Raw genomic sequence first — 24,120 nt, 5'->3', positions numbered from 1 at the left:
GTCGGTTAAATAAGCAGCAAACAGACCGGCACGTTTTTTCAGCAATCCTGAATAGCTATGCGGAAAATTATCGAATTAACACTTTTCATAACAGCGAGTTATGACAGGCGCATGTCAGCAGCATTTTATGCTGCCTGGCTGTGCAGGATTTAAGCTATCGCCCCAGGGGTTGCATTTACCGTAGTGAAAATGGTACTTATCTCGGCCCTGTTCAGCAGGTATCAACTCAGGCTGCATCATCGCGCGGGCGCATAATGCCGGCGCAGCGGTAATTGATGCAGTCCATTATAACCCTCTATTTTATCGGGCTTTTGCTCACTTCCCTGTGTGTAATGTCTTCTGCACCTTCGCAGCAGAGCAAAGGGGTTTTAACTGAGGAAATAACGCGTTATGAAAGGTTTTAAACTCACCCTCGCGTGGCAGATTCTGATTGCCCTGATTCTCGGCGTTATCGTCGGAACCGTGCTGCATAATCAGCCAGACGATCGTGAATGGTTAATCACTAACATTCTTACTCCTGCCGGCGACATCTTTATTCATCTGATCAAGATGATTGTGGTGCCGATTGTTATTTCCTCACTGATTGTCGGCATCGCCGGCGTGGGTGATGCGAAAAAGCTCGGGCGGATTGGTGTGAAAACCATCATCTATTTTGAAGTGATTACCACCATTGCCATTGTGGTCGGCATCACGCTGGCCAACGTATTCCAACCCGGCAGCGGCATTGATATGTCAACGCTGGCAACGGTGGACATCTCTAAATACGAAGCCACAACGGAAGCGGTGCAGGGTGCGCCACATGGCCTGGTGACCACCATTCTGTCGCTGATCCCGCAGAATATTTTTGCCTCGCTGGTCAAAGGCGACATGCTGCCGATCATCTTCTTCTCGGTGCTGTTTGGCATGGGGCTGTCGGCGCTGCCGTCGGAGCATCGCGATCCGCTGGTGACCGTATTCCGTTCCATTTCCGAAACCATGTTTAAAGTGACGCACATGATCATGCGCTATGCGCCGGTCGGGGTGTTTGCGCTGATTGCCGTCACCATTGCTAACTTCGGTTTTGCCTCGCTCTATCCGCTGGCCAAGCTGGTGCTGCTGGTGTACGTGGCGATTCTGTTCTTTGCGTTCGTGGTGCTGGGTGCGGTGGCGCGCTTCTGCAAGTTGCGTATTACGACCCTGATGCGCATTCTGAAAGATGAGCTGATTCTGGCGTATTCCACCTCCAGCTCAGAGACCGTGCTGCCGCGCATCATGCAGAAGATGGAAGCCTACGGCGCGCCGAAGGCGATCACCAGTTTCGTGGTGCCAACCGGCTATTCGTTCAATCTGGATGGTTCAACGCTGTATCAGAGCATTGCGGCGATCTTTATCGCCCAGCTGTACGGCATTGACCTGTCGCTGACCGATGAAATCATTCTGGTGCTGACCCTGATGGTGACGTCGAAAGGCATCGCAGGTGTGCCGGGCGTCTCGTTTGTGGTGCTGCTGGCCACGCTGGGCAGCGTTGGTATTCCGCTGGAAGGTCTGGCGTTTATCGCCGGCGTCGACCGTATCATGGACATGGCGCGCACCGCGCTCAACGTCATCGGTAACGCGCTGGCGGTGCTGGTTATTGCCCGCTGGGAAAACCAGTTTGATACCAAACAGGCCGCCGCCTACGAGCTGCAGCTGCGCACGCAAAATGCCAGCTAAGCGACACGCTCTCTGACTGAACCCGCCTTCTGGCGGGTTTTTTTATGTCCGCTGCCGCAAAAGGCAAAAAAATTGACCTGAGCAGGAGGAATTAACAATTCTATATGATATATAGTTTCAAGAATAAATTATTCCTGAAGGGAGCGAACATGAACATTGATCTGAGCCAGATGATCACCGAGGGCCGCAACCCGGCGAGCCAGAACATTGACGAGCTGAACACGGAAGCGATGCTGCGCGTCATTAACGATGAAGACAAAAAAGTGGCGCTGGCGGTGGAAGCTATCGTGCCGCAGATTGCTGAGGTGGTGGATGCCATCACGGCGGCATTCAGCCAGGGCGGACGTCTGATTTACTGCGGTGCCGGGACCTCCGGCCGTCTCGGTATTCTCGATGCCAGCGAATGCCCGCCCACGTTCGGCACGCCGCGCAGTCAGGTGGTCGGGCTGATCGCCGGCGGCCACACCGCCATTTTACAGGCGGTGGAAAACGCCGAGGACAATCGCGAGCAGGGAGCGCAGGATTTAAAAGATATCGACTTTTCGGCGCGCGATGTGCTGGTCGGCATTGCTGCCAGCGGCCGCACACCTTATGTGCTCGGTGCGCTGGCCTGGGCGAAGCAGCAGGGCGCCTTCACCGCCGCGCTGACCTGTAATCCCAACAGCGCCATGTCGAAGGCGGCGGACGTCGCCCTGACGCCGGTGGTAGGCCCGGAAGTGGTCACCGGCTCGTCACGCATGAAAGCCGGCACCGCGCAGAAGCTGGTGCTCAATATGCTGACCACCGGTGCCATGATCCGCAGCGGCAAAGTGTACGGCAACCTGATGGTCGATGTAGAAGCCACCAATCAGAAACTGGTGCAGCGGCAAATCAACATCGTTAAGCAGGCCACCGAATGTGACGATGCCCGCGCACAGCAGGCGCTGGCAGCGTGCGGCGGCCACTGTAAAACCGCCATTGTGATGATACTGGCGGACCTGAACGCCGATGACGCGCAGGCGCTGCTGGCGCAGAACCACGGCTTTATCCGCCAGGCATTACACCACGCAGGAGCGCAATGATGGCGGCGATCACTGAAAGCTTATTACGCGATATCCTGCAGGCGGTGGGCGGCGCAGGCAACGTCGTGCACTGCGGTAACTGCATGACGCGTCTGCGTCTGACGCTGGCCGATGCCGCGCGGGTCGACAGCGCCCGGCTGAAAACGCTGCCCGGCGTGTTGGGCGTGATTGACAGCGATGCCCAGTTGCAGATTGTGCTCGGTCCTGGCAAAGCGCAAACCGCAGCGGAAAAAATGCAGGCGATGCTGAACAGCGCCACGCCAGAGGTGCCGGGCGATCTGCACAGCATCGCCAGCGCGCAGAAGCAGCAGATGAAAGCGAAGCAAACCAGCGCGCTGCACCGTTTTCTCTCCTGCTTTGCCACCATTTTTACCCCGCTGATCCCGGGCTTTATCGGTGCCGGATTACTGCTGGGGTTTGCCACGCTGATTGAGCAGGTGTGCCATCTTAATCAGCCCGGGGAACACGCCCGCTGGCTGCTGGATACCGTGGCTTATATGAAGGTGTTCGGCAAAGGGTTGTTCACCTTCCTCAGCATCTTAATCGGCTATAACGCGCAGAAAGCGTTTGGCGGCACCGGCGTGAACGGTGCGATCATCGCCTCGCTGTTTGTGCTGGGTTATGTCCCGAACGCGACCGTTGGCTATTACAGCGGCATGCAGGATTTCTTTGGCCTGACCATCGATCCGCGCGGCAATATTATTGGCGTGCTGCTGGCGGCGATATTTGGTGCCTGGCTGGAGAAACAGCTGCGCAAAATTATCCCGGATAATCTTGATATGATCCTCACCTCGCTGCTGACGCTGTTAATTACCGGCGCGGTGACGTTCCTGGTGATCATGCCGATTGGCGGCGAGCTGTTTAAAGGCATGTCGTGGCTGTTTATCCACCTGAACAATAACCCGTTCGGCTGTGCCATTCTGGCCGGCTTATTCCTGATCGCGGTGATGTTCGGCATTCATCAGGGCTTTATTCCGGTCTATTTTGCGCTGATGGAAACCCAGGGTTTCAATTCGCTGTTCCCGATACTCGCCATGGCCGGTGCCGGTCAGGTCGGCGCTTCGCTGGCGCTGTGGTGCAAAGCCGACAAGCACTCGCTGCTGCGCAGCCAGATTAAAGGCGCCATCGTGCCAGGTCTGCTGGGCGTCGGTGAGCCGCTTATCTATGGTGTGACGCTGCCGCGTCTTAAACCGTTTATCACCGCCTGCTTCGGCGGTGCGCTGGGCGGCTTCTTTATCGGGCTGGTGGCGTGGCTCGGTCTGCCGGTGGGCATGAACACGGTGTTTGGCCCGTCAGGACTGGTGACGCTGCCGCTGATGACCTCATCGCAGGGCATCTTTGCCGGTATGGCGGTCTATCTGGTGGGGCTGATCGTGGCGTGGATCGGCGGCTTTGTCTTTACCTGGTGGGGCGGCACCAAAAACGTCGATTTAAGTTAAAAAAGCCTGCGTCAGCAGACCGTCAAGAGGTCTGATGTCATTAAATGGATGATTTTGCTGCAATTGTGGGCTGGCTCACAATTGCAGCATTTCGTTAGCGCTGCTTATTATTGAGCGTGAGAATTATCACTCGTCCAGACTTAACTGGAGTGGCTGAAAATAAATGACGTGATATTAATGCGTTATCACTATAAGCCTTATTTAAACCAGGGTTAAATCCTTTCATTTCCTGCGAAATTCTTATTTCATTCCGATAAATATCTCCGGGCTCGCTTTTGATCTGTGCAGCCATAAAGTCTATATAAGCAACAGCTTTCTCCTGATTTTCACGCATCAGCGGCACCCTCTGTGCCCATAATTAACCACTTGATTCGTTTTGTGAAAATAGAGTTCGCCCATCTGCCCCTTTGTTCTTTTTTCGCTGTGCTTTCACAGCGTCGCTGATTGCTTGTTACTGGAGGTTGTATGAGATTCACCCTGAATCCCATTGCGTTAGGGATCGTCGCTGCGCAGGCGGTGTTTTATTTCCCCGGCTTAGGGGAAGCGGCAACGCTGGGCGCGTATAATCCGCGCGATAACGACCAGCAGAGCGGCGCGCTGATCGTTAACGGCGGTAGCGCAACCTTAACCGGTAATCAGGCGTTTGAGCCGGGCATTGACGGGGCGGTCAACACCACGCTCGGCCAGGTGACCATCGCGGCGGGCGCACAATACCTTAATCAGGCACGGCTCGATCCCGGTCCGCAAAACCTCGCCATCACCGTGCCGGATCCCACTACCGGCGGCAATACCACCTTTCAGGTTTTTGATTCCGCCAGCCTGGTGGCGCAGGCACCGGTTACCGCCAGCACGGTGGTGCCGGATCTGCAAAATGTGAATGACAATCAGTATATCGACGCGCGCATCGCCGACGTCAGCGGCAGCGGCAGTTCGCTGGATGTCAGCATTGGTCAGGCTAACGCCAACAGCAGCGCCAGCACCAACGCCTGGACCATGGCGGCCAAAAACACCACGCTGTTTCAGGTCAGTAACGGCGGCACCCTCAACTGGAACAACAACAACCGCATCACCTTTAACGGTTCTGCAGCCAACATCTCCGGCGGCCAGGTGACCGATAGCCTGGCGGTACAAAATCTCGCGACCTATAACGGCAGCTTTAGCGTGCAGACGCTGGACGGCAAAACCACCGCCTTCAACGTCACCAATGCCAGCCAGCTGCAAAGCTACAATAACTGGCTGGTGAGCCAGCTGCAGGCCGGCAATCTCGCGCCGGCCAGCTACCTCAGCGCGTTCAATCAGGCGGTCACTATCACCAACGGCGATATTGTCTATAACGTCAGCGCCACTGCGCCGGATGAAGTGACGCAGCCGATAGGTAGCCGCGTGGTGATCAATGCCGAAGGCGCCGGTTCGCAGGTTACTATCGCCACCGGTAAAACGCTGGAAGTGGTAGGGGCCAGCGATGGCGCGGTACGCGTGGCCAGCGGGGCCAATGCCACCATCGACGGGAAACTGGCGAGCCGCGGCACCGCGCTGGCGCTGGATGGCGCGACGGCTACCAATAGCAGCAGTGGCGTCATCAACGGTGGCTTCCTCAACCGTATTGATGGCACCGGCGTCGGCGCGGCCAGCAACAACGCCACGGCGGTAACGGTGCAAAACGGCGGCGATTTCACTAACAATGGCGTGCTTAACCTCGGTACCACCGGCAGCAATCTGACCAACGGCGTGGCGGGCATCCGCCTTGATGCCAATGCGCAGGCCAGCAACAGCGGCAATATCAACGTGGGCGTCAACGGTTCCAGCGCGCGCGGCACCACCTCCGGCGTGCTGCTCACCACCGACAGCAGCCGATTTACCAACAACAGCGGCGGCACGATTTATCTCGGGCGAGGCGCGCAGAACAGCCTGAGCGACAACGTGGCGGAGACCGCCCTGAACCAGAGCGGGCTGACCAGCGGCATTGCGCTGCTGGCCAACGGTAGCGCCACCAACGACGGGGCGATTGTGATTGGCTCGCGCGTACAGAACGCCGCCGGGATGTCGGTCAGCGGTGCCAGCAATGCCACGCTGATCAACAGCGGCACCATCGACGTCAACGGCAGCGCTGCGCGCGTGCCGCGCGAGAACGCCGGCATGCTGGTCACTAACAGCAACGGTACGCTGGAGAATCGCGGCACCATCAACCTCAACGGCGTTAACGGCACCGGCTTGAAAGTGCTGGCCACCAGTGGTAACAGCGCCGCCGCCAGCTCCACCGGGACCATCAACGTGGCAGGCGGAGCCGATCCGGCCAGCGGCACGCGCAACTTTGGCGTGTGGGTGGAAGGCCAGGGCAGCGGCACTGCCGCAGCGAACGTGGACGGGCCGATTAACCTCACCGGCAACGGCGCGATTGGCGTGCACGCGCGCGGCAACGCCACGGTTAACGTCACGCAGAATGCCATTCCCCGCTTCAGCACCGGCAGCAATCAAATTGGTTTTTTTGCCTATGGCCCGAATGCGCTGATCAACGTAGACGATAACAACGCGTTTGACGTCACCACCACTAACTCGACGCTCTTCCGCATCGAACAGGGCGCGACGTTTGACGGTACGAATACCACGCTGACCGCTTCCGGCACGGGTGCGGTGGCGGTGAACGGCACCGGCGGTGGCGGAACATTGGTGAAGACCAACAACGCCACGATTAACGTCAGCGGCACCGGCGCCACCGGCGTCAATATCGAGGGCGGTGCGCAGGGCAACATTGACGCGGCGACCACCATTACCCTCAGTGGCAGCAACGCCACGGGCGCGATTGCCGACGGGCAGAAACATACGCTGACCGGTGCCAACAGCCGTGCGCCGGTCGCCAGCACGCGGCTGACCTCCGCCGCAGAACTCAATTCGGCGCAGAACGGCATCACCGGCTATCTGGCGCGCAACCGCGCGCAGCTCAGCAACAGCGGCAACATTAACTTCAGCGGGGCCAATACCACCGGCCTGCGCGTGGAGAGCGGGGCGACCGGCAGCAACAGCGGCAACATCAGCATCAGCGACGGCGGCACCGGTATCGCGGTGAACAGCGCGGGCAGCACCTTCGCTACCACCGCCAGCAACAGCGGCAACATCGACGTCAATGGCGGCAGCAGCTCCCGCCGTACGCGCGGCGTCAGCGCCAGCGGTAGCCAGGCGGTGGCGAACCTCAACGGCGGCACGCTCACGCTCAACGGCAGTGGTGCCATCGGCGCCGAAGCGCTGGACGGTGCGCTGGTGAATATCGCCGCCGGATCGACGCCGATCTTTAACAATAGCGACCAGATCGCCTATCACGCTGCGGGTAACGGTTCGCGCATTCGCGCCGCCACCAGCGCGCTGGATGTCAGCACACGTGGCTCGACCGGCTACCGCCTTGACGACGGCGCGGCGCTGAGCTTCAGCACGCCGAACAGTCTGAGCGCCAGCGCCGCCAGCAGCACCGGCGTGATTGTTTCCGGCAGCGGCAGCAGCCTCAACAGCGCCAACCTCAATCTGACCGCCAGCGGCGAGGAGAGCACCGCCGTGCGCGTCGAGGGCGGCGCAGCGGCAACGCTCGACGGCAGCAGCACCATCACGCTCAGCGGCAACAACGCGGTGGGCGTGCTGGTGAATACGCTGCGCAGCGATCTCAGTAATGCGCTGGACGGCAGCGCTGCCGCCACCCGCGTCACCAGCAACGCCCGCATCAGCGGCGCTGGCAACGGTGCCGTTGGCTTTGACCTGACCAACGGCGCGGCGCTGGAGAACAATGGCGCACTGACGCTGACCGGCAGCAACAGCATCGGCATGCGCTCGCGCGCCGGCAGCACGCTGACCAACAATGGCGTGGTTAACGTCAGCAACGGCACCGGGTTAGATGTCGGCGGCAGCGGCACCACGCTGGCGCAGGGCGGCAGCATCAATGTCGATAACGGCGTGGCCGGCGTGCGCATCAGCGACGGCGCGCAGCTGGCATTGACCGGCAGCGATACGCTGATCACCACGCGCGGCACGGCGCATGGCATTTTGCTCGACAGCGGCGCGGCGGCGCTCAGCGCGCGCGACGCCACCATCAACGTACTGGGCAGCGGCAACGGCATCGAAAACCGCGCGGAGCTGGGCAACGTTAGCCTGAGCAACCTGACACTCAACGTTGGCGATGGCAACGGCATCCGCACTGCCGTCGCGTTCGATCCCGCCTCCACCGTGACCACCAATGTATCCGGCAGCGGTAACGGCCTGACTATCGCCAACGCCGATGGATCGACCACCGGCGGCGATCTGACGCTGGGTTCGGGTTACGTTTTCAATGTCACCGGCGCCGGCGGCTCCGGGATTCGCGCCAACACCACGGGAAATATCGTCACCGCCGCCAGCGTCAATATCACTAATGCGGCAGGCGGTTCGGCACTGGTCTCCAGCACTGCCGGCACCATCGTCAACCGCGGCACGCTGCGCTCCAGCAGCCTGACGGCACCGGTGGTCGATCTGCGCGGCGGCAAAACGGTATTCGAGAACCTCGGTACTATCGTGACGGCCACGGCGCAAAGCGTGGCGGTGGCGGGCAGTAACGCCGACGATGTGATTTTGCTGACCCAGGGTGACGTGCTGGGCGACATCAATCCTGGCGGCGGCAGCGATACGTTCCGCTGGACCGGCGGCACGCTCAACGGCAGCCTGACCATGGGCGCAGACAACAACAATATCGCCGAGGTCAGCGGCGTCGATCTCAGCACTACTTACCATCTCACCAGCGGCAACGGCACCGGTAACAGCCTGACCTTTGACCAGATTACGGCGCGCGGCGGCAGCTTCAGCGCGGATGACCTGAGTAAAGGCGTTAACCTCGGCAGCGGCTGGAGCATCATTAACTTCGCGGATAGCCGCTGGACGCTGACCGACAACCTGCAGCTGGCGCACAGCACCATCAACATTGATGGGCGCTCAACGCTGTACGCCGGTGACAACGTGCATCCCACACTGGCGGGCGGCACAGCGGATTCGCTGCAGGTGAATAACAGCGGTACGCTGGACCTCACCAATGGCGGCGGTTCGCCGGGTAATACGCTGGACATCAACGGCTCGCTGGCGTCGATGGGCGGTCAGGCGAATCTGGTGACGCGCCTCAATGACGGCGGCGCGCTGAGCAACCAGTTTACCGACCACATCAACGTCAGCGGTAACGCCAGCGGCACCACGCTGCTCAACGTCAGGCTCGATGCGGCAAGCAGTGCGGCGCTCACCGATCGCAACCGCAACGGCGGCATTGAGGGCAATGAAGGCATTTCGCTGGCGCAGGTGGGCGGCAACGCCGGCCAGAACAGCTTTGCGCTCAGGGATGGCTATCTCGGCGCCGGACCGTGGCAGTACCGGCTGTATAGCTTCGCGCCGGGCAGCAGCGATCCGGCCCAGCGCCTGCTGAGCGGCAGCGGCAACAATTACTGGGATTACCGGCTGGCAAACTACTACGTGTGCGAGGACAGCGACAGCTGCCAGCCGGCGCTGGTGACCAGCGGATTTGGCACGCCACAGCGCTACAATGCGCGTCCGGCGGTGGTGCCGCAGGTGCCTTCGTACATTTCGGCACCGGTTGGCCTCGCCTATTACACCGCCGCGATTATTGATGACCTGCACAAGCGTCTCGGCGAACTGCGTCACGAGCAGACGCGCCCGGCGGGTAACGGCGGTGAGATGTTCCTGCGCTACATCGGCTCGAATCTGAAATACAAAAGCGACCGCAGCTTTAGCGATTACGGCTACGGGTTTGACCTCGACTACAGCGCGGTGCAGCTTGGCGGCAACCTGCTGCGTCTCGACGGTGAGCAGGACAGCCTGCGCGGCGGCGTGGCCTACACGCGCGGCAATACGCGCATCCGTCCGCAGGCGGCAGACGGTTACAGCAGCACCAGTTTTGACAGCGACAGCCTGGCGCTGTACGGCACCTGGCAGCGCCAGAGCGGCTTTTACCTTGACGGCGTGCTGTCGTTTGACTGGCATCGTGGTGAAACCGACATTGCGCGCCAGCAGCGCGAGGCAAAGCTGAAGGGCCACGGCTGGACCGCCTCGCTGGAGAGCGGTTATCCGTTTGAACTCGGCGAGGGCTACAAGCTGGAGCCGCAGGCGCAGCTGATGTACCTGAAACTGAACATGAACGATTTCACGGATGAGGACAATAACCAGGTGCGCTATGGCGATTATCACCAGACGATTGGCCGTCTCGGCGCGCGTCTCGACCGCAGCTGGACCGATGACAGCAACCGCCAGTACACGCCTTATCTGCGCGCGAATTATTACAAAGGCTGGGGCGGCACGGCGCAGACATCGGTGTCGGCAGCCGATAACCCGGCGCTCGGGGCCAGCTTCAGCAGCGGTAATTTTGGCCAGATGTGGGAAGTGGGGGCTGGCGGCACGGTGACGCTGCAGCAGGATGTGTCGCTGTACGCCGAAGCGGATTACCGCAAGGAGATCGACGGCAACGGCGCCAGAGGCTGGCGTTACAACCTCGGCGTGCGCTGGCAGTTCTGACAGTATGTGCGCATGACGCGGTCGCCGTGAACGGTGTAATGCCGACCGGTCAGGGCAGCCGCAAATCGCACAAAATTTGTAGCGGCGCGATTTGTCGCGCAATAAATTGCGCCGCTACCAAATGTGCAACGATTGTCGAACAGTTTGAGGTTCAACTGACAAACTTATCGTACTCAGCCAAAGCTCGATCTCATTTACCCTAAATGATTTTTTATCGATCCCGCCCGCGGCCAGAACTGTGAAGCGCCGCGCACTCCGGCTTTATTAAGAACAAAAATTAAATAGCCGCGCTAAAGCCAGGCCATTGTGCTGCCGAAAAGGTAAAAAAGTATTATCGATTTCTCTTCAGCCTGCGTTTTGCAAGGACTCACACATGCGTAATAACCAGCCCATCACCCAGCGTGAATTCGTCTTTGACGATCGCGCCACGCTGATGTCGACCACCGATCTCAACAGCCACATTACCTACGCCAACGACGCCTTTATTGAGGTCAGCGGATTCAGCCCGGAGGAGGTCAACGGCCAGCCACACAACATGGTGCGTCATCCGGATATGCCGCCGGAAGCGTTCGCCGATATGTGGAGCACGCTGAAGCAGGGCGAACCCTGGACCGCGCTGGTCAAGAACCGGCGCAAGAATGGCGATCACTACTGGGTGCGCGCCAATGCCATTCCGGTGGTGCGCGAGGGCAAGCTGCAGGGCTATATGTCGGTACGCACCAAACCGTCGGCGGAGGAGGTCCGTCAGTGCGAGGCGCTGTACCGTGATTTTCGTGAAGGACGTGCCAAAGGGCGTCGCTTTCATAAGGGACTGATTGTTGGCAGCGGCTGGCGGCGGCTGACCTCAGTGCTGAAAACGCTGCCGCTGCGCTGGCGCATCCGCAGTACGCTGATCGCGCTGCTGCCGCTGTCGGTGCTGAGCGTCTGGCTGCTGGGCATGGCACCGCTGGCGATCGGCTGCTTCAGCGGCGGCATGGCCGGACTGCTGCTGCTGGCCAGCCTGTGGCTGGAGCATCAAATCTCGCGCCCGATGGAGCGCATGTGCCGCCAGGCGCTGAGCGTGGCCACCGGCGCCAGCCACAAAGTCGAGCACATCGATCGGGTGGATGAGATCGGCATGACGCAGCGCGCTATCGGCCAGCTGGGCCTGATGTTCCGCTGGCTGGTGGATGACGTCAGCGGCCAGGCGATCAACGTCCTGAGCGCCAGCGACGCCATCGCGCGCAGCAATGATGAACTGAGCCGTCGCACCGAGCAGGCGGCGGCGAACGTGCAGCAAACGGCAGCGACCATGAACGAAATGACCGCCACGGTCAAAAGCAACACGGAAACTGCCAGCGAAGTGAATACGCTGTCGGCCAGCACCAGCGCAGCGGCGATCAAAGGCGGTGAAGTGATGCAGGAGATGGTCGGCATGATGGCAGAAATTGCCGACAGCTCGAAGCGTATCGCCAACATCACCAGCGTGATCGACGGCATCGCTTTCCAGACCAATATTCTGGCGCTGAACGCGGCGGTGGAAGCGGCACGTGCCGGTGAGCAGGGTAAAGGCTTTGCGGTGGTGGCGGGCGAGGTGCGCAGTCTGGCACAGCGCAGCGCCAAAGCCGCCAGCGAGATCAAAAACCTGGTGGAAACCAGCGCAGGTCGCGTGCAGTCGGGCAGCGATCACGCCGATGCGGCCGGCCACACGATGCAGGCGATTGTCGATCAGGTGCAGAATGTCACCGCCCTGATCGCGCAAATCAGCGCGGCGACGGCCGAACAATCCATCGCGCTGAGCGAAGTCAGTAGCGCGGTGGAGGATCTCGACGACATCACTCATCAGAACGCGGCGCGCGTGGCGGAAGGCGCAGAAGCCTCCGGCCGAATGGCGCATCAGGCCAACCGGCTGGTTGAAGCGATCAGCGTGTTTCGCTAAGTTTCACGACGCTTCACGTCCGGCGCGCAGCGCGCCGGGCGGTGTGCCGACAATGCGTTTGAAAGCGCGACTGAAGGCGGCCAGTGAACCGTAACCGAGGTGGAACGCCACGCTTTCCACCGCTTCGCCATCGTTAACAATACGCTCAACCGCCAGACGCATGCGCAGTTCGGTGAGGTAGCGCAGCGGCGTCATGCCGGTGGCGTTTTGAAAGCGCGCGGCAAACACCGAGCGTGAGCTGCCGGATTCGCGCGCCAGCCGCTCCACCGTCCAGTTTTCGCCGGGCGCGCGGTGCATGGCCGCCATCGCCAGGCTGAGGCGCGGATCGCGCAGGGCCTGCACCAGCCCGCTGCCCTGACCACAGCCATTCTCCACCCAGCCCCGCACAATTTGCGCCGCCACCACATCGGCCAGCCGCGACAAAATGCCGGCAAAGCCCGCTTTGCGCTGACGCGTTTCACGCTCCATGGCATCCAGAATCGGCTGGATTTCCGGGTATTGCGCCAGCAGCGTGCTGACCAGCATCACGTCAGGCATGGTGTGCACCAGCGGCTGCATGCCGCCCAGCTCAAACGCCATGCAGGCGCTGAATAAAATCACATCGCTGTCATCCGGGCAGGCATCCGCATCCGGCGCATCGTTGATGGCGCACACGCTGTCGCAGATGGGTTTGCTGTTAAAGGTAGCGATCGGCACGCACACCGCATCTTCGCCGGAGATCAGCGCGTGCGGCTTACCGTGCGGAATCAGCAGTGCATCGCCCGCCTGCAGCGGATAGACGGTGCCGGAAGCGGAGCGAATCAGCAGCGAGCCGCGGCCAACAAAGTGCAGTTGCGCCTTGCCCGGCGCGTCATCATATTGCAGGCCAAACGGCGCATGCAGCGCGATGCGCTGATATTTGACGCCGTACAGGCGCATGCCCATCAGCAGTTCGCTGGTCAAATCTTCATAGCGGCTCATACAATCCAGACGAATTATCAAAAAACAAAGTTTCTGTATCATAGATCGTCTTGCGTCGTCTCTCTATGCTTACAGCCTGATATTTTGTGATGGGGATCGCAGATGAGTCTGGATACTGAAGTAGTGGAAACAAGCATTGCGGTAGAGAAACCCGCATGGGGCGCGGTGTTCGCCATGGCGTTTGGCGTCTTCGGCCTGATCACCGCAGAATTTCTGCCGGTGAGCTTGCTGACACCAATTGCCGACTCGCTGCGCGTCAGCGAAGGGCAGGCGGGCCAGACGGTCACGGTTACCGCGCTGGTGGCGCTGCTGACCAGCCTGGTGATTGGTAACGTCACGCGCCGCCTCGACCGCCGCCTGGTGATGCTGGCGTTCACGTTGCTGCTCATCGCCTCGGCGCTGCTGGTGGCGTTTGCCGAAAATCTGCCGATGATTTTACTGGCGCGCGTGCTGCTCGGCATGGCGATTGGCGGCTTCTGGACACTGTCGACCGCCATTACCATGCGACTGGTGCCCGCCGATCAGGTGCCGCGCGCGTTGTCGATTGTGTTCAGCGGTATTTCGCTGGCCACCATCATTGCCGCGCCGCTGGGCAGCTATCTTGGCGGGCTGATTGGCTGGCGTAACATCTTCCTGCTGACCGGTGTTTTGGGCGTGCTGGCGCTGTTCTGGCAGTTCTTCACCCTGCCGTCGATGCCGCCGGAGAACAAAACGCGCAGCGGCGGCGTGCTGGACCTGCTGCGTCAGAGCGTGATGCGCTGGGGCATGCTGGCGGTGATCATGATGTTCACCGGCCATTTCGCCTTCTTTACCTACCTGCGTCCGTTCCTGGAAACCAGCGCGCAGCTGAATGTGAATCAGCTGTCGCTGGTGCTGCTGGCGTTCGGCGTGGCGAACTTCTTCGGCACCTCGCTGGCTGCGTGGCTGGTGACGCGCAGCGTGTCGCTGACGCTGACCGGCATGGCGCTGGTGATGAGCGTGACGGCGGTGCTGCTGGTGAGCTTTGGCCACGTCTCCTGGCTGGTGGCGAGCGGCGTCGCGCTGTGGGGGCTGGCGTTTGGCTCAATGCCGACTGGCTGGTCAACCTGGCTGTCGCGCGCGGTGCCGGACGACGCCGAATCGGGCGGCGGGCTGCTGGTGGCCACTATTCAGCTGGCGATCACCGCCGGTGCGGCAGCCGGTGGCTGGATGTTCGATCTGCAGGGCGCGGGCGGCGTATTTCTTGCCAGCGGCGTGCTGATGCTGCTGGCCGCCATCACCATCTTTACCCGCGTGCGGCATCACGGTTAAAACCGTTTACCGCCATCAGGCGCGCCGCGACACGCTTCAGGGTGTGTCGCGGCGCCGCTTTTGCCGCGTATGCCTGGTCTCACCAATCACAGCAATAAATCCTGCCTTTTAATCAAATCGTGGTTTTTTTAACCCTTTGCGCACAGGTTGCGCTAAACGTGCTTTTGATAGTCAAAATATTCGAATGACTTAGGCAAATCTCTGCGCTTTTTTTTTGATCGGTTGCCGGCCTACTATATCTCTCATCAAGGCGATGTCGCCTTATTCAATCAAACATCATTAAGGAAATGACCATGAAAACCATCAAAACTTTTGCTGCTGCTATTGCTCTCTCTGTTCTGCCATTTGCCAGCTTCGCGCAAAGCGTGACCGCTACCGCCTCTACGCTTGACGGTGCTGAAGCGCAAATCGCTGCTAAAGCGCAGGAACTTGGTGCTTCCTACAAAGTGACTGAAGCCAACTTCAACAACGGCGTTCACATGACCGCAGAACTGACCCAATAAGTTTGCCTTACCCTCTGTGCTGACAGGGTGCCTTCGGGCGCCCTGGCGGCGTTGCTAACGCCATAAAATCCTGTCCCTTTTCCGCATAAATGATTATTATTCGCAAAAACTAACATCCTTATCGGCTCGCCTCGGGCTGAATTTCCTATTGGTTGCAATGTCGGGCTTTCATTTCACTGCCGCACGGCGGTGGTTTTGCTATGGAGAAGTTATGAAAGCGAATAAAACAATGCAGTGGGCGCTGCGTCCGCTACTGGTGGCCACGGCGCTGCTGTCCTGCAGCGCGCTGCAGGCGGCGGAAACGCAGCCGCTCAATCAGCCGATCGCCAAAGGCGCCTACGAACTGGCCTTCAGCAACAGCAACAACGCGCTGTTCCTCGCCACGGCGCAAAACGCCGGCAATCCGCAGGGCGGTACCGTGTACCGTCTCGATCCGCAGAATCTGGCGGTGAAACAAACCATCAGCACTGAGCTGAAGACCTTTGGTGCCGCCATCAATCAGCACACCAACGTGCTGTACTTTGGCAACACGGTCAACGGTGCGCTGACGGCAGTGGATGCCAGCAGCGGTAAGGTGATCAACACGCTGGTGCTGGATGGCCGCAAGCGCGGTGACACGGTTCGTCCGCTGCAGCCGCGTGAACTGGTCGCGGATGCGCTAACCAATCGCGTGTACATCACCGGTCTCGGCGCGCAAAGCGTGGTGTGGGTGGTGGATGGCAAAACACTCCAGCTCATCAGCACTATCCCGAATACCGGCAAAATGGGCACCGGGCTGGCGCTGGATGCCGCCGCGCAGAAACTGTATGTCACCAATGCCGATGGTGAACTGGTCACTATCAATACCCGCCTGAACGCGATTGAAAAGCGCCAGAAAATTGACGGTGATAAAGAGCACTTTTTCCTGAACATTGCGCTGGATAGCAAAGGCCACCGCGCTTTCCTCAGCGATGCGAAGCAGCCGCAGGTGCTGGTGCTGGATACCCGGACACAGCAGGTGATTCAGCGTATTGAGGTACCGGAATCGCTGGCGGTGCTGTTCAATGCTGACCGTGACGAGTTTTATGTCACGCACCGTAAAGCCGGTGAGATCAGCATCATCGATGCCAGCAGCTATAAAGTGAAACGCACGGTGAAAGCGCCGGGCCTGCCGAACAGCCTGGCGCTCTCCGCCGATGGCAACACGCTGTTCGTCAGCATCAAGCAGCCGGGCTCACGCAAGGAACCGCCAAAAAACCCGGACAGCGTGTTACGCATCGCGCTGTAGGGCGTAATTATCCGAAACTCAGGGGCGACGTGTGTCGCCCTTTGCATTTCCGGCTTTGATCCCCCCTTTCCCGCCCGGCTTACGCTACCTTTAGGACGACAACACCTAAGGGGAGAGTGCAATGAGCCAGTTTTTTATGCATGAAAAAAACGATCTGGTGAACGAAGCGATCGAAGGCGTGTTACTCAGCACACCGTGGCACAACCTGACCCGTCTCGATCTGGGCGATGAGATTCGCGTGGTGGTGCGTTCGGACTGGGATAAAAGCAAAGTCACACTGATTTCCGGCGGTGGCTCCGGCCACGAACCGGCGCACGCGGGCTTTGTCGGCAAAGGGATGCTGACCGCTGCGGTGTGCGGCGATATCTTCGCCTCGCCGAGCGTTGATGCGGTGCTGAACGCCATTGTTAACGTCACCGGTGAGGCGGGCTGTCTGCTGATTGTGAAAAATTACACCGGTGACCGGCTCAACTTTGGCCTCGCAGCGGAAAAGGCGAAAAATCTTGGTTACAAGGTGGAGCTGGTGATGGTGCAGGACGATATCGCGCTGCCGGAAAATCCACAGCCGCGCGGCATTGCCGGCACCGTGCTGGTGCACAAAATCGCCGGCTTTGCCGCGGAGCAGGGGCACTCGCTCGACGAGGTCAAAACCCTGGCGCAGCGCACCATCGACGCCACGTCCTCCATCGGCCTGGCGTTTGCCACCTGTCACATTCCGGGTGAAAAGCGCGACGATCGCGTGGCAGCTGGTCATAGCGAGCTGGGGATGGGCATTCACGGTGAGCCGGGCGTGATCACGCTCGATACGCAAAACAGCCGCAAAATTACCAGCATCATGACCGATCAGCTGGCGCAGGCGCTGCCCGACGGCAAACAGGCGCTGTTGATGATCAACAATCTCGGCGGCTTTTCCCAGCTGGAGCTGGCGCTGCTCACGCGCGAGGTACTGCAGTCGCCGCTGGCGGCACGCATCACCCATTTAATTGGCCCGGCAACCCTGGTCAGCGCGCTGGATATGAAAGGGTTTTCGCTGACGCTGCTGGCGCTGGAAGAGGCGTTTTTCGAGGCGCTGCATGCGCCGGTGCAGGTGCTGGGCTGGACGCCGATGTATGACTTTGCGCCCATCAGCCTGCAGCGCGCTGAACGCATCGGCAGCGTGCTGGATTTCGATCCTTCTAATAACGCTGAAGTGGCGCAGGTGGTTGAGCGCGTGACGCAGACGCTGATCGATCTGGAGAGCGAGCTGAATGCGCTGGATGCCAAAGTCGGCGACGGCGATACCGGCTCGACCTTTGCCGCCGGCGCGAAGAAAATCCAGCGCGGCCTGCGTGAACAGCAGCTACCGCTGGATGAGCTGCCTACGCTGCTGGCGCTGGTGGGCGAACAGCTGGCGACGGTGATGGGCGGATCGAGCGGCGTGCTGATGTCGATTCTGTTTACTTCGGCCGGACAGCAGCTGGAGGAGGGCAGCACGCTGCCGCAGGCGCTGATGCACGGGCTGGAACGGATGAAGCACTACGGCGGCGCGCAGCCGGGACATCGCACCCTGGTGGATGCGCTGCAGCCGGCACTGGAGGCGTTAGCGGCCGGAGAGTCGCTGGCCGCGGCGGCAGCCGCTGCGCAACGGGGCGCCGACGCGACGGCGCAGATGCAGAGTGCGAAGGCGGGCCGTTCGGCTTATCTCAATCAGCAGAGTCTGGATGGCGTGAAAGATCCGGGCGCGTACGCCATCGAGAGGGTGTTTGCGGTGCTGGCGGGCTGAAGATGGGGCGGATGGGTGCGGGGTTCGCCCTCACCCTAACCCTCTCCCGCAGGCGGGAGAGGGGACTGTCCGGAACGATGTCGGAGTACAGCGCGGTTCTGCACCCGGCCCTCACCCTAATCCTCTCCCGCGGGCGGGAGAGGGGACTGTCCGGAGCGATGTCGGAGTACAGCGCGGTTCTGCACCCGGCCCTCACCCTAACCCTCTCCCGCGGGCGGGAGAGGGGACTGTCCGGAGCGATGCCGGAGTACAGTGCGGTCCTGCGCCCGAGCCTTTTCCGCTTACTCCGAGGCTTCGCGCAGCATCTCGTCGTGCGGAATATCCTGCAGAATCTGCTCGAAGCTGCGCAGACGTTTGTAGATCGACATCAGCGTAATCAGCGTGGACCACGAGGTGATCAGATACTGGAAGGAGGAGCGCACCTGATCGAACACGTTGGTGATCTGGTTAAGTAGCCCCAGCGTGATGGTGCCCGCAACAATCGAAGGGAACAGCACGAACAGCCCGAACACATTGTCCACCTGCAGATAGAGAATGCGCGTGATGTTGAAATAGAGATAGTGGAAATAGAGGCGGAAATAGTTGTGACGCACGCGGCTGAACAGCTCCTGCACCGTAGGCGGCGCGGCGCGCTGCGGATCGTCCTCGCCGTACACCAGTTCTTTACGGTACGCGGCTTCCACCCGCTGATTGCGGAACTCCAGCCCCGGCAGTTTAATCCCCACCAGCGCCAGCAGCGCGGTACCAAACAGCGACCACAGCAGCGCGGCGATCACCAGCGCATAAGGGATATTGCCGAGGATCGGCACTTCTTTCACGTGATGCGATAGCGTCACCAGCACCGGCAGAAACGCCACCAGCGTCATGATGGCCTGAATAAAGCTGATGCCCCAGTCCTGCAGCGTACTGGCGAAGCGCATGGTGTCTTCCTGCACACGCTGTGCGGCACCTTCTACCAGACGCAGGCGCTGCCAGTTATGCATGTAGTAGTTGTTCATCGCGGTACGCCAGCGGAATACCCAGTGGCTGACGAAAAACGAGTTCATCACGCCGATCACTACCGCGATCAGCGCAATGCCGAGAAACGCCAGTACCTGCACATAGAACTGATTGATGCTCACCGAGCCAGCTTTGGTCAGCGCCTGTTGAATCATGTCGTAAAACGGACCATACCAGGCGTTAACGCCGACGCCAACCTGCACGCCAAACCAGGTGACAAAGATAATCAGTAACGATCCCCATACCGACCAGCGCTGCCACGGATGGTTGTCGATGATGCGCCACACCAGCGCAAAGGCGCCGCCCATGATCCAGTAATAGGCATAAAACCACAGCTGGCTGGCGTGGATAAAGCGGCTGGCGTTGGTCGGCAGCGGCTGCTGCATCGCCGCCTGCAAAGCGGGAAAGCGCGCCGGAAAATCATTGAAAAAGCCAAACCAGGCAAAAATGGCAATCAGGCTCCAAATCGCGGCCGAGCTGAAAAACAGCGCCGGCCGCGGAAAATAGGACTTAAACATAGGCACTCCGCTGTTGTGTGTACTCTTTATACCGCTTCCGGCATTTATCTGTCTGTTGTCGGTTGTATCCGACGATGACAGCATCGCCGCATTTATGTAAAGCGGCAGAGTTAGTTGTTAAGTTTTTTGTGCTCATTTGTTTCGGGAAACTAAATTATTAACGGCGATGGTGTTACACTACGTCAACTGTTACCGGTAACAGTCTTGCTGTATCCCTTAAAACGCCAATAAAAATCATTACAACGCAACTACTTAACTTTCATGCCGCATTATATGCGGTAATGAGGCAATGTCATGTCAGAAGAAAAAAAGGGTCACACTCGCCGGGATTTCCTGCTGAGAACCATCACCCTGGCGCCGGCAATGGCGGTAGGCAGTACAGCGATGGGCGCACTGGTCGCGCCAATGGCTGCCGGTGCGGCAGCGTCGTCGGCCGCGGCGCCGCAGCAGGCGCGCGAATATCAACCGGTGTGGTTTACCGCCGAAGAGTTTGCCTTCATCAAAGCCGCCGTGGCGCGCCTGATCCCCAACGATGAACGTGGTCCTGGCGCGCTGGAAGCCGGCGTACCGGAGTTTATCGATCGCCAGATGAATACGCCGTATGCCACCGGCAGCAACTGGTATATGCAGGGACCGTTCAATCCGGATCTGCCAAAAGAGCTCGGCTATCAGCTGCCGCTGGTGCCGCAGCAGATCTACCGTCTCGGCCTGGCCGATGCCGATGGCTGGAGCAAACAGCAGCACGGCAAGGTATTTGCTGAGCTGACGCCCACGCAGCAGGATGCGCTGCTGAGCGCCTTCGAAAACGGCAGCGCGCAATTCCCGCAGGTGCCGGCCAAAACCTTCTTCGCCTTTCTGTTGCAAAACACCCGCGAGGGCTACTTCAGCGATCCGATCCACGGCGGCAATCAGGGCATGGTGGGCTGGAAGCTGATCGGCTTCCCTGGCGCACGCGCCGACTTTATGGATTGGGTAGAGCGCGGCGAACGTTATCCGTTCCCGTCAGTTGATATTCGCGGCGAGAGGGCGTAACCGTGGCAAATGCGTTAAAAAAAGTGGATGTGGCGATCGTCGGTTTCGGCTGGGCCGGGGCGATCATGGCGAAAGAGCTGACCGAGGCAGGTCTGCATGTGGTGGCGCTGGAGCGCGGGCCGCATCGCGATACCTATCCGGATGGATCCTATCCACAGTCCATTGATGAACTGACTTATAACATCCGCAAAAAGCTGTTCCAGGATCTGTCAAAAAGCACTGTGACTATCCGTCACGATGCCTCACAAACCGCCGTACCGTATCGTCAGCTGGCGGCATTCCTGCCGGGCACCGGCACCGGCGGCGCCGGCCTGCACTGGTCGGGCGTGCACTTCCGCGTCGACCCGGTCGAGCTGAACCTGCGCAGTCACTACGAGCAGCGTTACGGCAAAAACTTTATCCCGGAAGGCATGACCATTCAGGATTTCGGCGTCAGCTATGACGAGCTGGAACCGTTCTTCGATCAGGCGGAAAAAGTGTTCGGTACCTCCGGCAGCGCCTGGTCAATCAAGGGTAAAGTGGTGGGCAAAGAGAAAGGCGGCAACCCGTATGCGCCGGATCGCTCCAGCGACTTCCCGCTGCCCGCGCAGAAGCGCACCTGGTCGGCCCAGCTGTTTGCCCAGGCGGCGGAATCGGTGGGCTATCACCCTTACGATATGCCGTCGGCCAACACCTCCGGTCCTTACACCAATACCTACGGCGCGCAGATGGGGCCGTGCAACTTCTGCGGCTACTGCAGCGGCTACGCCTGCTACATGTACTCCAAAGCGTCGCCGAACGTTAACATTCTGCCCGCGCTGCGCCAGGAGCCGAAGTTTGAGCTGCGCAACAACGCGTATGTGCTGCGCGTCAACCTGACCGACGATAAAAAACGCGCGACCGGCGTCACCTATCTGGACGGTCAGGGACGTGAAGTGGAGCAGCCGGCGGATCTGGTGATCCTCTCCGCCTTCCAGTTCCACAACGTGCACCTGATGCTGCTGTCCGGCATCGGCAAGCCGTACAACCCCATCAGCAACGAGGGTGTGGTCGGCCGTAACTTTGCCTACCAGAACATCTCCACGCTGAAGGCGCTGTTTGATAAAAACACCACCACCAATCCGTTTATCGGTGCCGGTGGCGCCGGTGTGGCGGTGGATGATTACAACGCCGATAACTTTGACCATGGTCCGTACGGCTTTGTCGGCGGTTCACCGTTCTGGGTCAACCAGGCGGGCACCAAGCCGATCTCCGGCCTGCCGACGCCAACAGGCACGCCGAACTGGGGCAGCCAGTGGAAAGCGGCGGTGGCGGATACCTATAACCATCACGTGTCGATGGATGCGCACGGCGCGCACCAGTCGTATCGCGCTAACTACCTCGATCTCGATCCCAACTACAAAGATGCTTACGGCCAGCCGCTGCTGCGTATGACCTTTGACTGGCAGGACAACGACATCAAAATGGCGCAGTTCATGATCGGCAAGATGCGCAAAATCACCGAAGCGATGAATCCGAAGATGATCATTGGCGGCGCGAAAGGGCCGGGTGCCCATTTCGATACCACCGTGTACCAGACCACGCACATGAGCGGCGGCGCCATCATGGGCGAAGATCCTAAAACCAGCGCGGTGAACCGCTATCTGCAAAGCTGGGATGTGCCGAACGTGTTTGTCGCCGGCGCTTCTGCCTTCCCGCAGGGACTGGGCTACAACCCGACCGGCATGGTGGCGGCGCTGAGCTACTGGTCCGCCAAAGCGATTCGTGAACAGTATCTGAAAAACCCCGGCCCGCTGGTACAGGCATAAGGAACATGGCGATGATCAAAAGTTTAACAGCCCTGTTGCTGGGCACCCTGTCGTTCGCCGCGCTGGCGGAGGACACCGCCGCCGATGCGCTGGTGCAGCGCGGTGAGTATCTGGCGCGCGCCGGTGACTGCGTCGCCTGCCACAGCACCGCAGGCGGTAAACCGTTTGCCGGCGGCCTGGCGATGGCGACGCCGATTGGCACCATCTACTCCACCAATATCACGCCGGATAAGGCAACCGGCATTGGTGACTACAGCTATGACGACTTCCAGAAAGCGGTGCGTCATGGCGTGGCGAAAAACGGCGACACGCTCTATCCGGCGATGCCCTATCCGTCTTATGCGGTGGTCAGCGATGACGACATGAAGGCGCTGTATGCCTACTTCATGCACGGCGTGGCGCCGGTGGCGCAGGCTAACAAAGAGAGCGACATTCCGTGGCCGCTGTCGATGCGCTGGCCGCTGGCGATCTGGCGCGGCCTGTTTGCGCCAGATGTGAAGGCGTTCCAGCCGGCAGCGCAGGAAGATCCGGCGCTGGCACGCGGTCGCTATCTGGTGGAAGGATTGGGCCACTGCGGTGCCTGCCACACGCCGCGCAGCATCACTATGCAGGAGAAAGCGCTGAATAACGGTCAGGGCAACGATTACCTTGCCGGCAGCAGCGCGCCGATTGACGGCTGGACCGCCAGCAACCTGCGCGGTGACAACCGCGATGGCCTGGGGCGCTGGAGCGAAGCGGATCTGCAGCAGTTCCTGCGCTATGGCCGTAACGATCACACCGCGGCGTTTGGTGGCATGACCGAGGTAGTGCAGCACAGCCTGCAGTATCTCAGCGATGCGGATATCAGCGCGATTGCCCGTTACCTGAAATCGCTCGGCGCGAAAGATCCGTCTCAGGCGGTGTTCCGTGAGGATGACGCAGTGGCCCGTGCGCTGTGGAAAGGTGACGACAGCCAGCCGGGTGCCGGCGTGTATGTCGACAGCTGTGCGGCGTGTCATAAAACCGACGGCAGCGGCTATCAACGCTTCTATCCGGCACTGCGCGGGAATCCGGTGGTGATGGCAGAGGATCCGACGTCGCTGATTCACATCGTACTGGTTGGCGGCACGCTGCCGGGCGTGAAAGGCGCACCGACCGCGATCACTATGCCGGCGTTTGGCTGGCGTCTGAACGACAGCCAGGTGGCTGATGTGGTGAACTTTATCCGCAGCAGCTGGGGCAATGGCGTGCAGACCAAAGTCACGGCCAAACAGGTGGCGAAACTGCGCCAGGATGACAGCGTGCAGCCAAAACAGGGCAGCGCGGATATCCGGGTGCTGGAAAAGCAGTAAGTCTGTCTTAAGCATTCCCTTCAGGTCATGGCGCGG

At 60.0% G+C, this 24,120-nt stretch carries 15 protein-coding genes; 12 read left to right on the top strand and 3 right to left on the bottom strand.

Annotation, left to right across the window (positions count from 1 at the left end; translation table 11 throughout):
* Window positions 1-390: 390 nt before the first annotated feature.
* The 3 genes from gltP to murP all read left to right on the top strand — a co-directional run bounded on the left by gltP (window position 391) and on the right by murP (window position 4,192).
* Window positions 391-1,692, top strand: a complete 1,302-nt coding sequence (gene gltP, locus AC6I79_RS18190; RefSeq protein ID WP_021507820.1) for a glutamate/aspartate:proton symporter GltP — start codon at window positions 391-393, stop codon at window positions 1,690-1,692.
* A gap of 149 nt (window positions 1,693-1,841) precedes the next feature.
* On the top strand, window positions 1,842-2,753 hold the full coding sequence (gene murQ / locus AC6I79_RS18185; protein WP_159377379.1) for an N-acetylmuramic acid 6-phosphate etherase: 912 nt from the start codon (window positions 1,842-1,844) through the stop codon (window positions 2,751-2,753).
* Window positions 2,753-4,192, top strand: a complete 1,440-nt coding sequence (murP, locus tag AC6I79_RS18180) for a PTS N-acetylmuramic acid transporter subunit IIBC (RefSeq protein ID WP_141496280.1) — start codon at window positions 2,753-2,755, stop codon at window positions 4,190-4,192. The genes murQ and murP overlap by 1 nt, the downstream gene beginning before the upstream one ends.
* 94 nt (window positions 4,193-4,286) lie before the next feature.
* Here the strand turns inward: murP and AC6I79_RS18175 are convergent, their stop codons facing one another.
* Window positions 4,287-4,526: a hypothetical protein gene (locus AC6I79_RS18175; RefSeq protein WP_159377378.1), complete on the bottom strand. Its 240-nt coding sequence runs from the start codon at window positions 4,524-4,526 to the stop codon at window positions 4,287-4,289.
* Between the two features lie 131 nt (window positions 4,527-4,657).
* On the opposite strand from AC6I79_RS18175, the gene AC6I79_RS18170 reads away from it, so the two are divergent.
* Both AC6I79_RS18170 and AC6I79_RS18165 read left to right on the top strand, forming a co-directional pair.
* Window positions 4,658-10,717, top strand: a complete 6,060-nt coding sequence (locus AC6I79_RS18170; protein ID WP_159377377.1) for an autotransporter outer membrane beta-barrel domain-containing protein — start codon at window positions 4,658-4,660, stop codon at window positions 10,715-10,717.
* Window positions 10,718-11,090: 373 nt separating this feature from the next.
* Complete coding sequence (locus AC6I79_RS18165; RefSeq protein WP_159377376.1) at window positions 11,091-12,635, top strand: methyl-accepting chemotaxis protein; 1,545 nt, start codon at window positions 11,091-11,093, stop codon at window positions 12,633-12,635.
* A 3-nt stretch (window positions 12,636-12,638) separates the two neighbouring features.
* Here the strand turns inward: AC6I79_RS18165 and AC6I79_RS18160 are convergent, their stop codons facing one another.
* Window positions 12,639-13,595, bottom strand: a complete 957-nt coding sequence (locus AC6I79_RS18160) for an AraC family transcriptional regulator (protein ID WP_021507815.1) — start codon at window positions 13,593-13,595, stop codon at window positions 12,639-12,641.
* A 102-nt stretch (window positions 13,596-13,697) separates the two neighbouring features.
* On the opposite strand from AC6I79_RS18160, the gene AC6I79_RS18155 reads away from it, so the two are divergent.
* From AC6I79_RS18155 to AC6I79_RS18140, 4 genes are all read left to right on the top strand, one after another.
* Entirely contained in the window at window positions 13,698-14,885 is a 1,188-nt protein-coding gene (locus tag AC6I79_RS18155) for an MFS transporter (protein WP_021507814.1), read from the top strand.
* A gap of 293 nt (window positions 14,886-15,178) precedes the next feature.
* Window positions 15,179-15,388: a YdgH/BhsA/McbA family protein gene (locus AC6I79_RS18150; protein ID WP_159377374.1), complete on the top strand. Its 210-nt coding sequence runs from the start codon at window positions 15,179-15,181 to the stop codon at window positions 15,386-15,388.
* Window positions 15,389-15,599: 211 nt separating this feature from the next.
* Complete coding sequence (gene yncE, locus AC6I79_RS18145) at window positions 15,600-16,655, top strand: 7-bladed beta-propeller protein YncE (protein WP_159377373.1); 1,056 nt, start codon at window positions 15,600-15,602, stop codon at window positions 16,653-16,655.
* A gap of 121 nt (window positions 16,656-16,776) precedes the next feature.
* Window positions 16,777-18,417 (top strand): dihydroxyacetone kinase subunit DhaK, encoded by a 1,641-nt coding sequence (locus AC6I79_RS18140; RefSeq protein WP_159377372.1) that lies wholly within the window; start codon window positions 16,777-16,779, stop codon window positions 18,415-18,417.
* 281 nt (window positions 18,418-18,698) lie between these two features.
* Here AC6I79_RS18140 and sbmA read toward each other — a convergent pair whose 3' ends face one another.
* Window positions 18,699-19,934: a peptide antibiotic transporter SbmA gene (sbmA, locus tag AC6I79_RS18135; protein ID WP_021507809.1), complete on the bottom strand. Its 1,236-nt coding sequence runs from the start codon at window positions 19,932-19,934 to the stop codon at window positions 18,699-18,701.
* Between the two features lie 294 nt (window positions 19,935-20,228).
* Here sbmA and AC6I79_RS18130 point away from each other — a divergent pair, with 294 nt between their 5' ends.
* The 3 genes from AC6I79_RS18130 to AC6I79_RS18120 are packed head-to-tail and all read left to right on the top strand — an operon-like array spanning window position 20,229 to window position 24,084.
* On the top strand, window positions 20,229-20,966 hold the full coding sequence (locus AC6I79_RS18130) for a gluconate 2-dehydrogenase subunit 3 family protein (protein WP_058780874.1): 738 nt from the start codon (window positions 20,229-20,231) through the stop codon (window positions 20,964-20,966).
* Window positions 20,967-20,968: 2 nt separating this feature from the next.
* Complete coding sequence (locus tag AC6I79_RS18125) at window positions 20,969-22,753, top strand: GMC family oxidoreductase (protein ID WP_021507807.1); 1,785 nt, start codon at window positions 20,969-20,971, stop codon at window positions 22,751-22,753.
* Between the two features lie 11 nt (window positions 22,754-22,764).
* On the top strand, window positions 22,765-24,084 hold the full coding sequence (locus tag AC6I79_RS18120) for a c-type cytochrome (RefSeq protein WP_104093923.1): 1,320 nt from the start codon (window positions 22,765-22,767) through the stop codon (window positions 24,082-24,084).
* Window positions 24,085-24,120 lie beyond the last annotated feature (36 nt).

The sequence above is a fragment of the gamma proteobacterium symbiont of Scutellera amethystina genome, assembly GCF_059730845.1.
The sequence above is the reverse complement of the archived record's forward strand: the minus strand, read 5'-3'. Positions and strand labels throughout refer to the sequence as shown.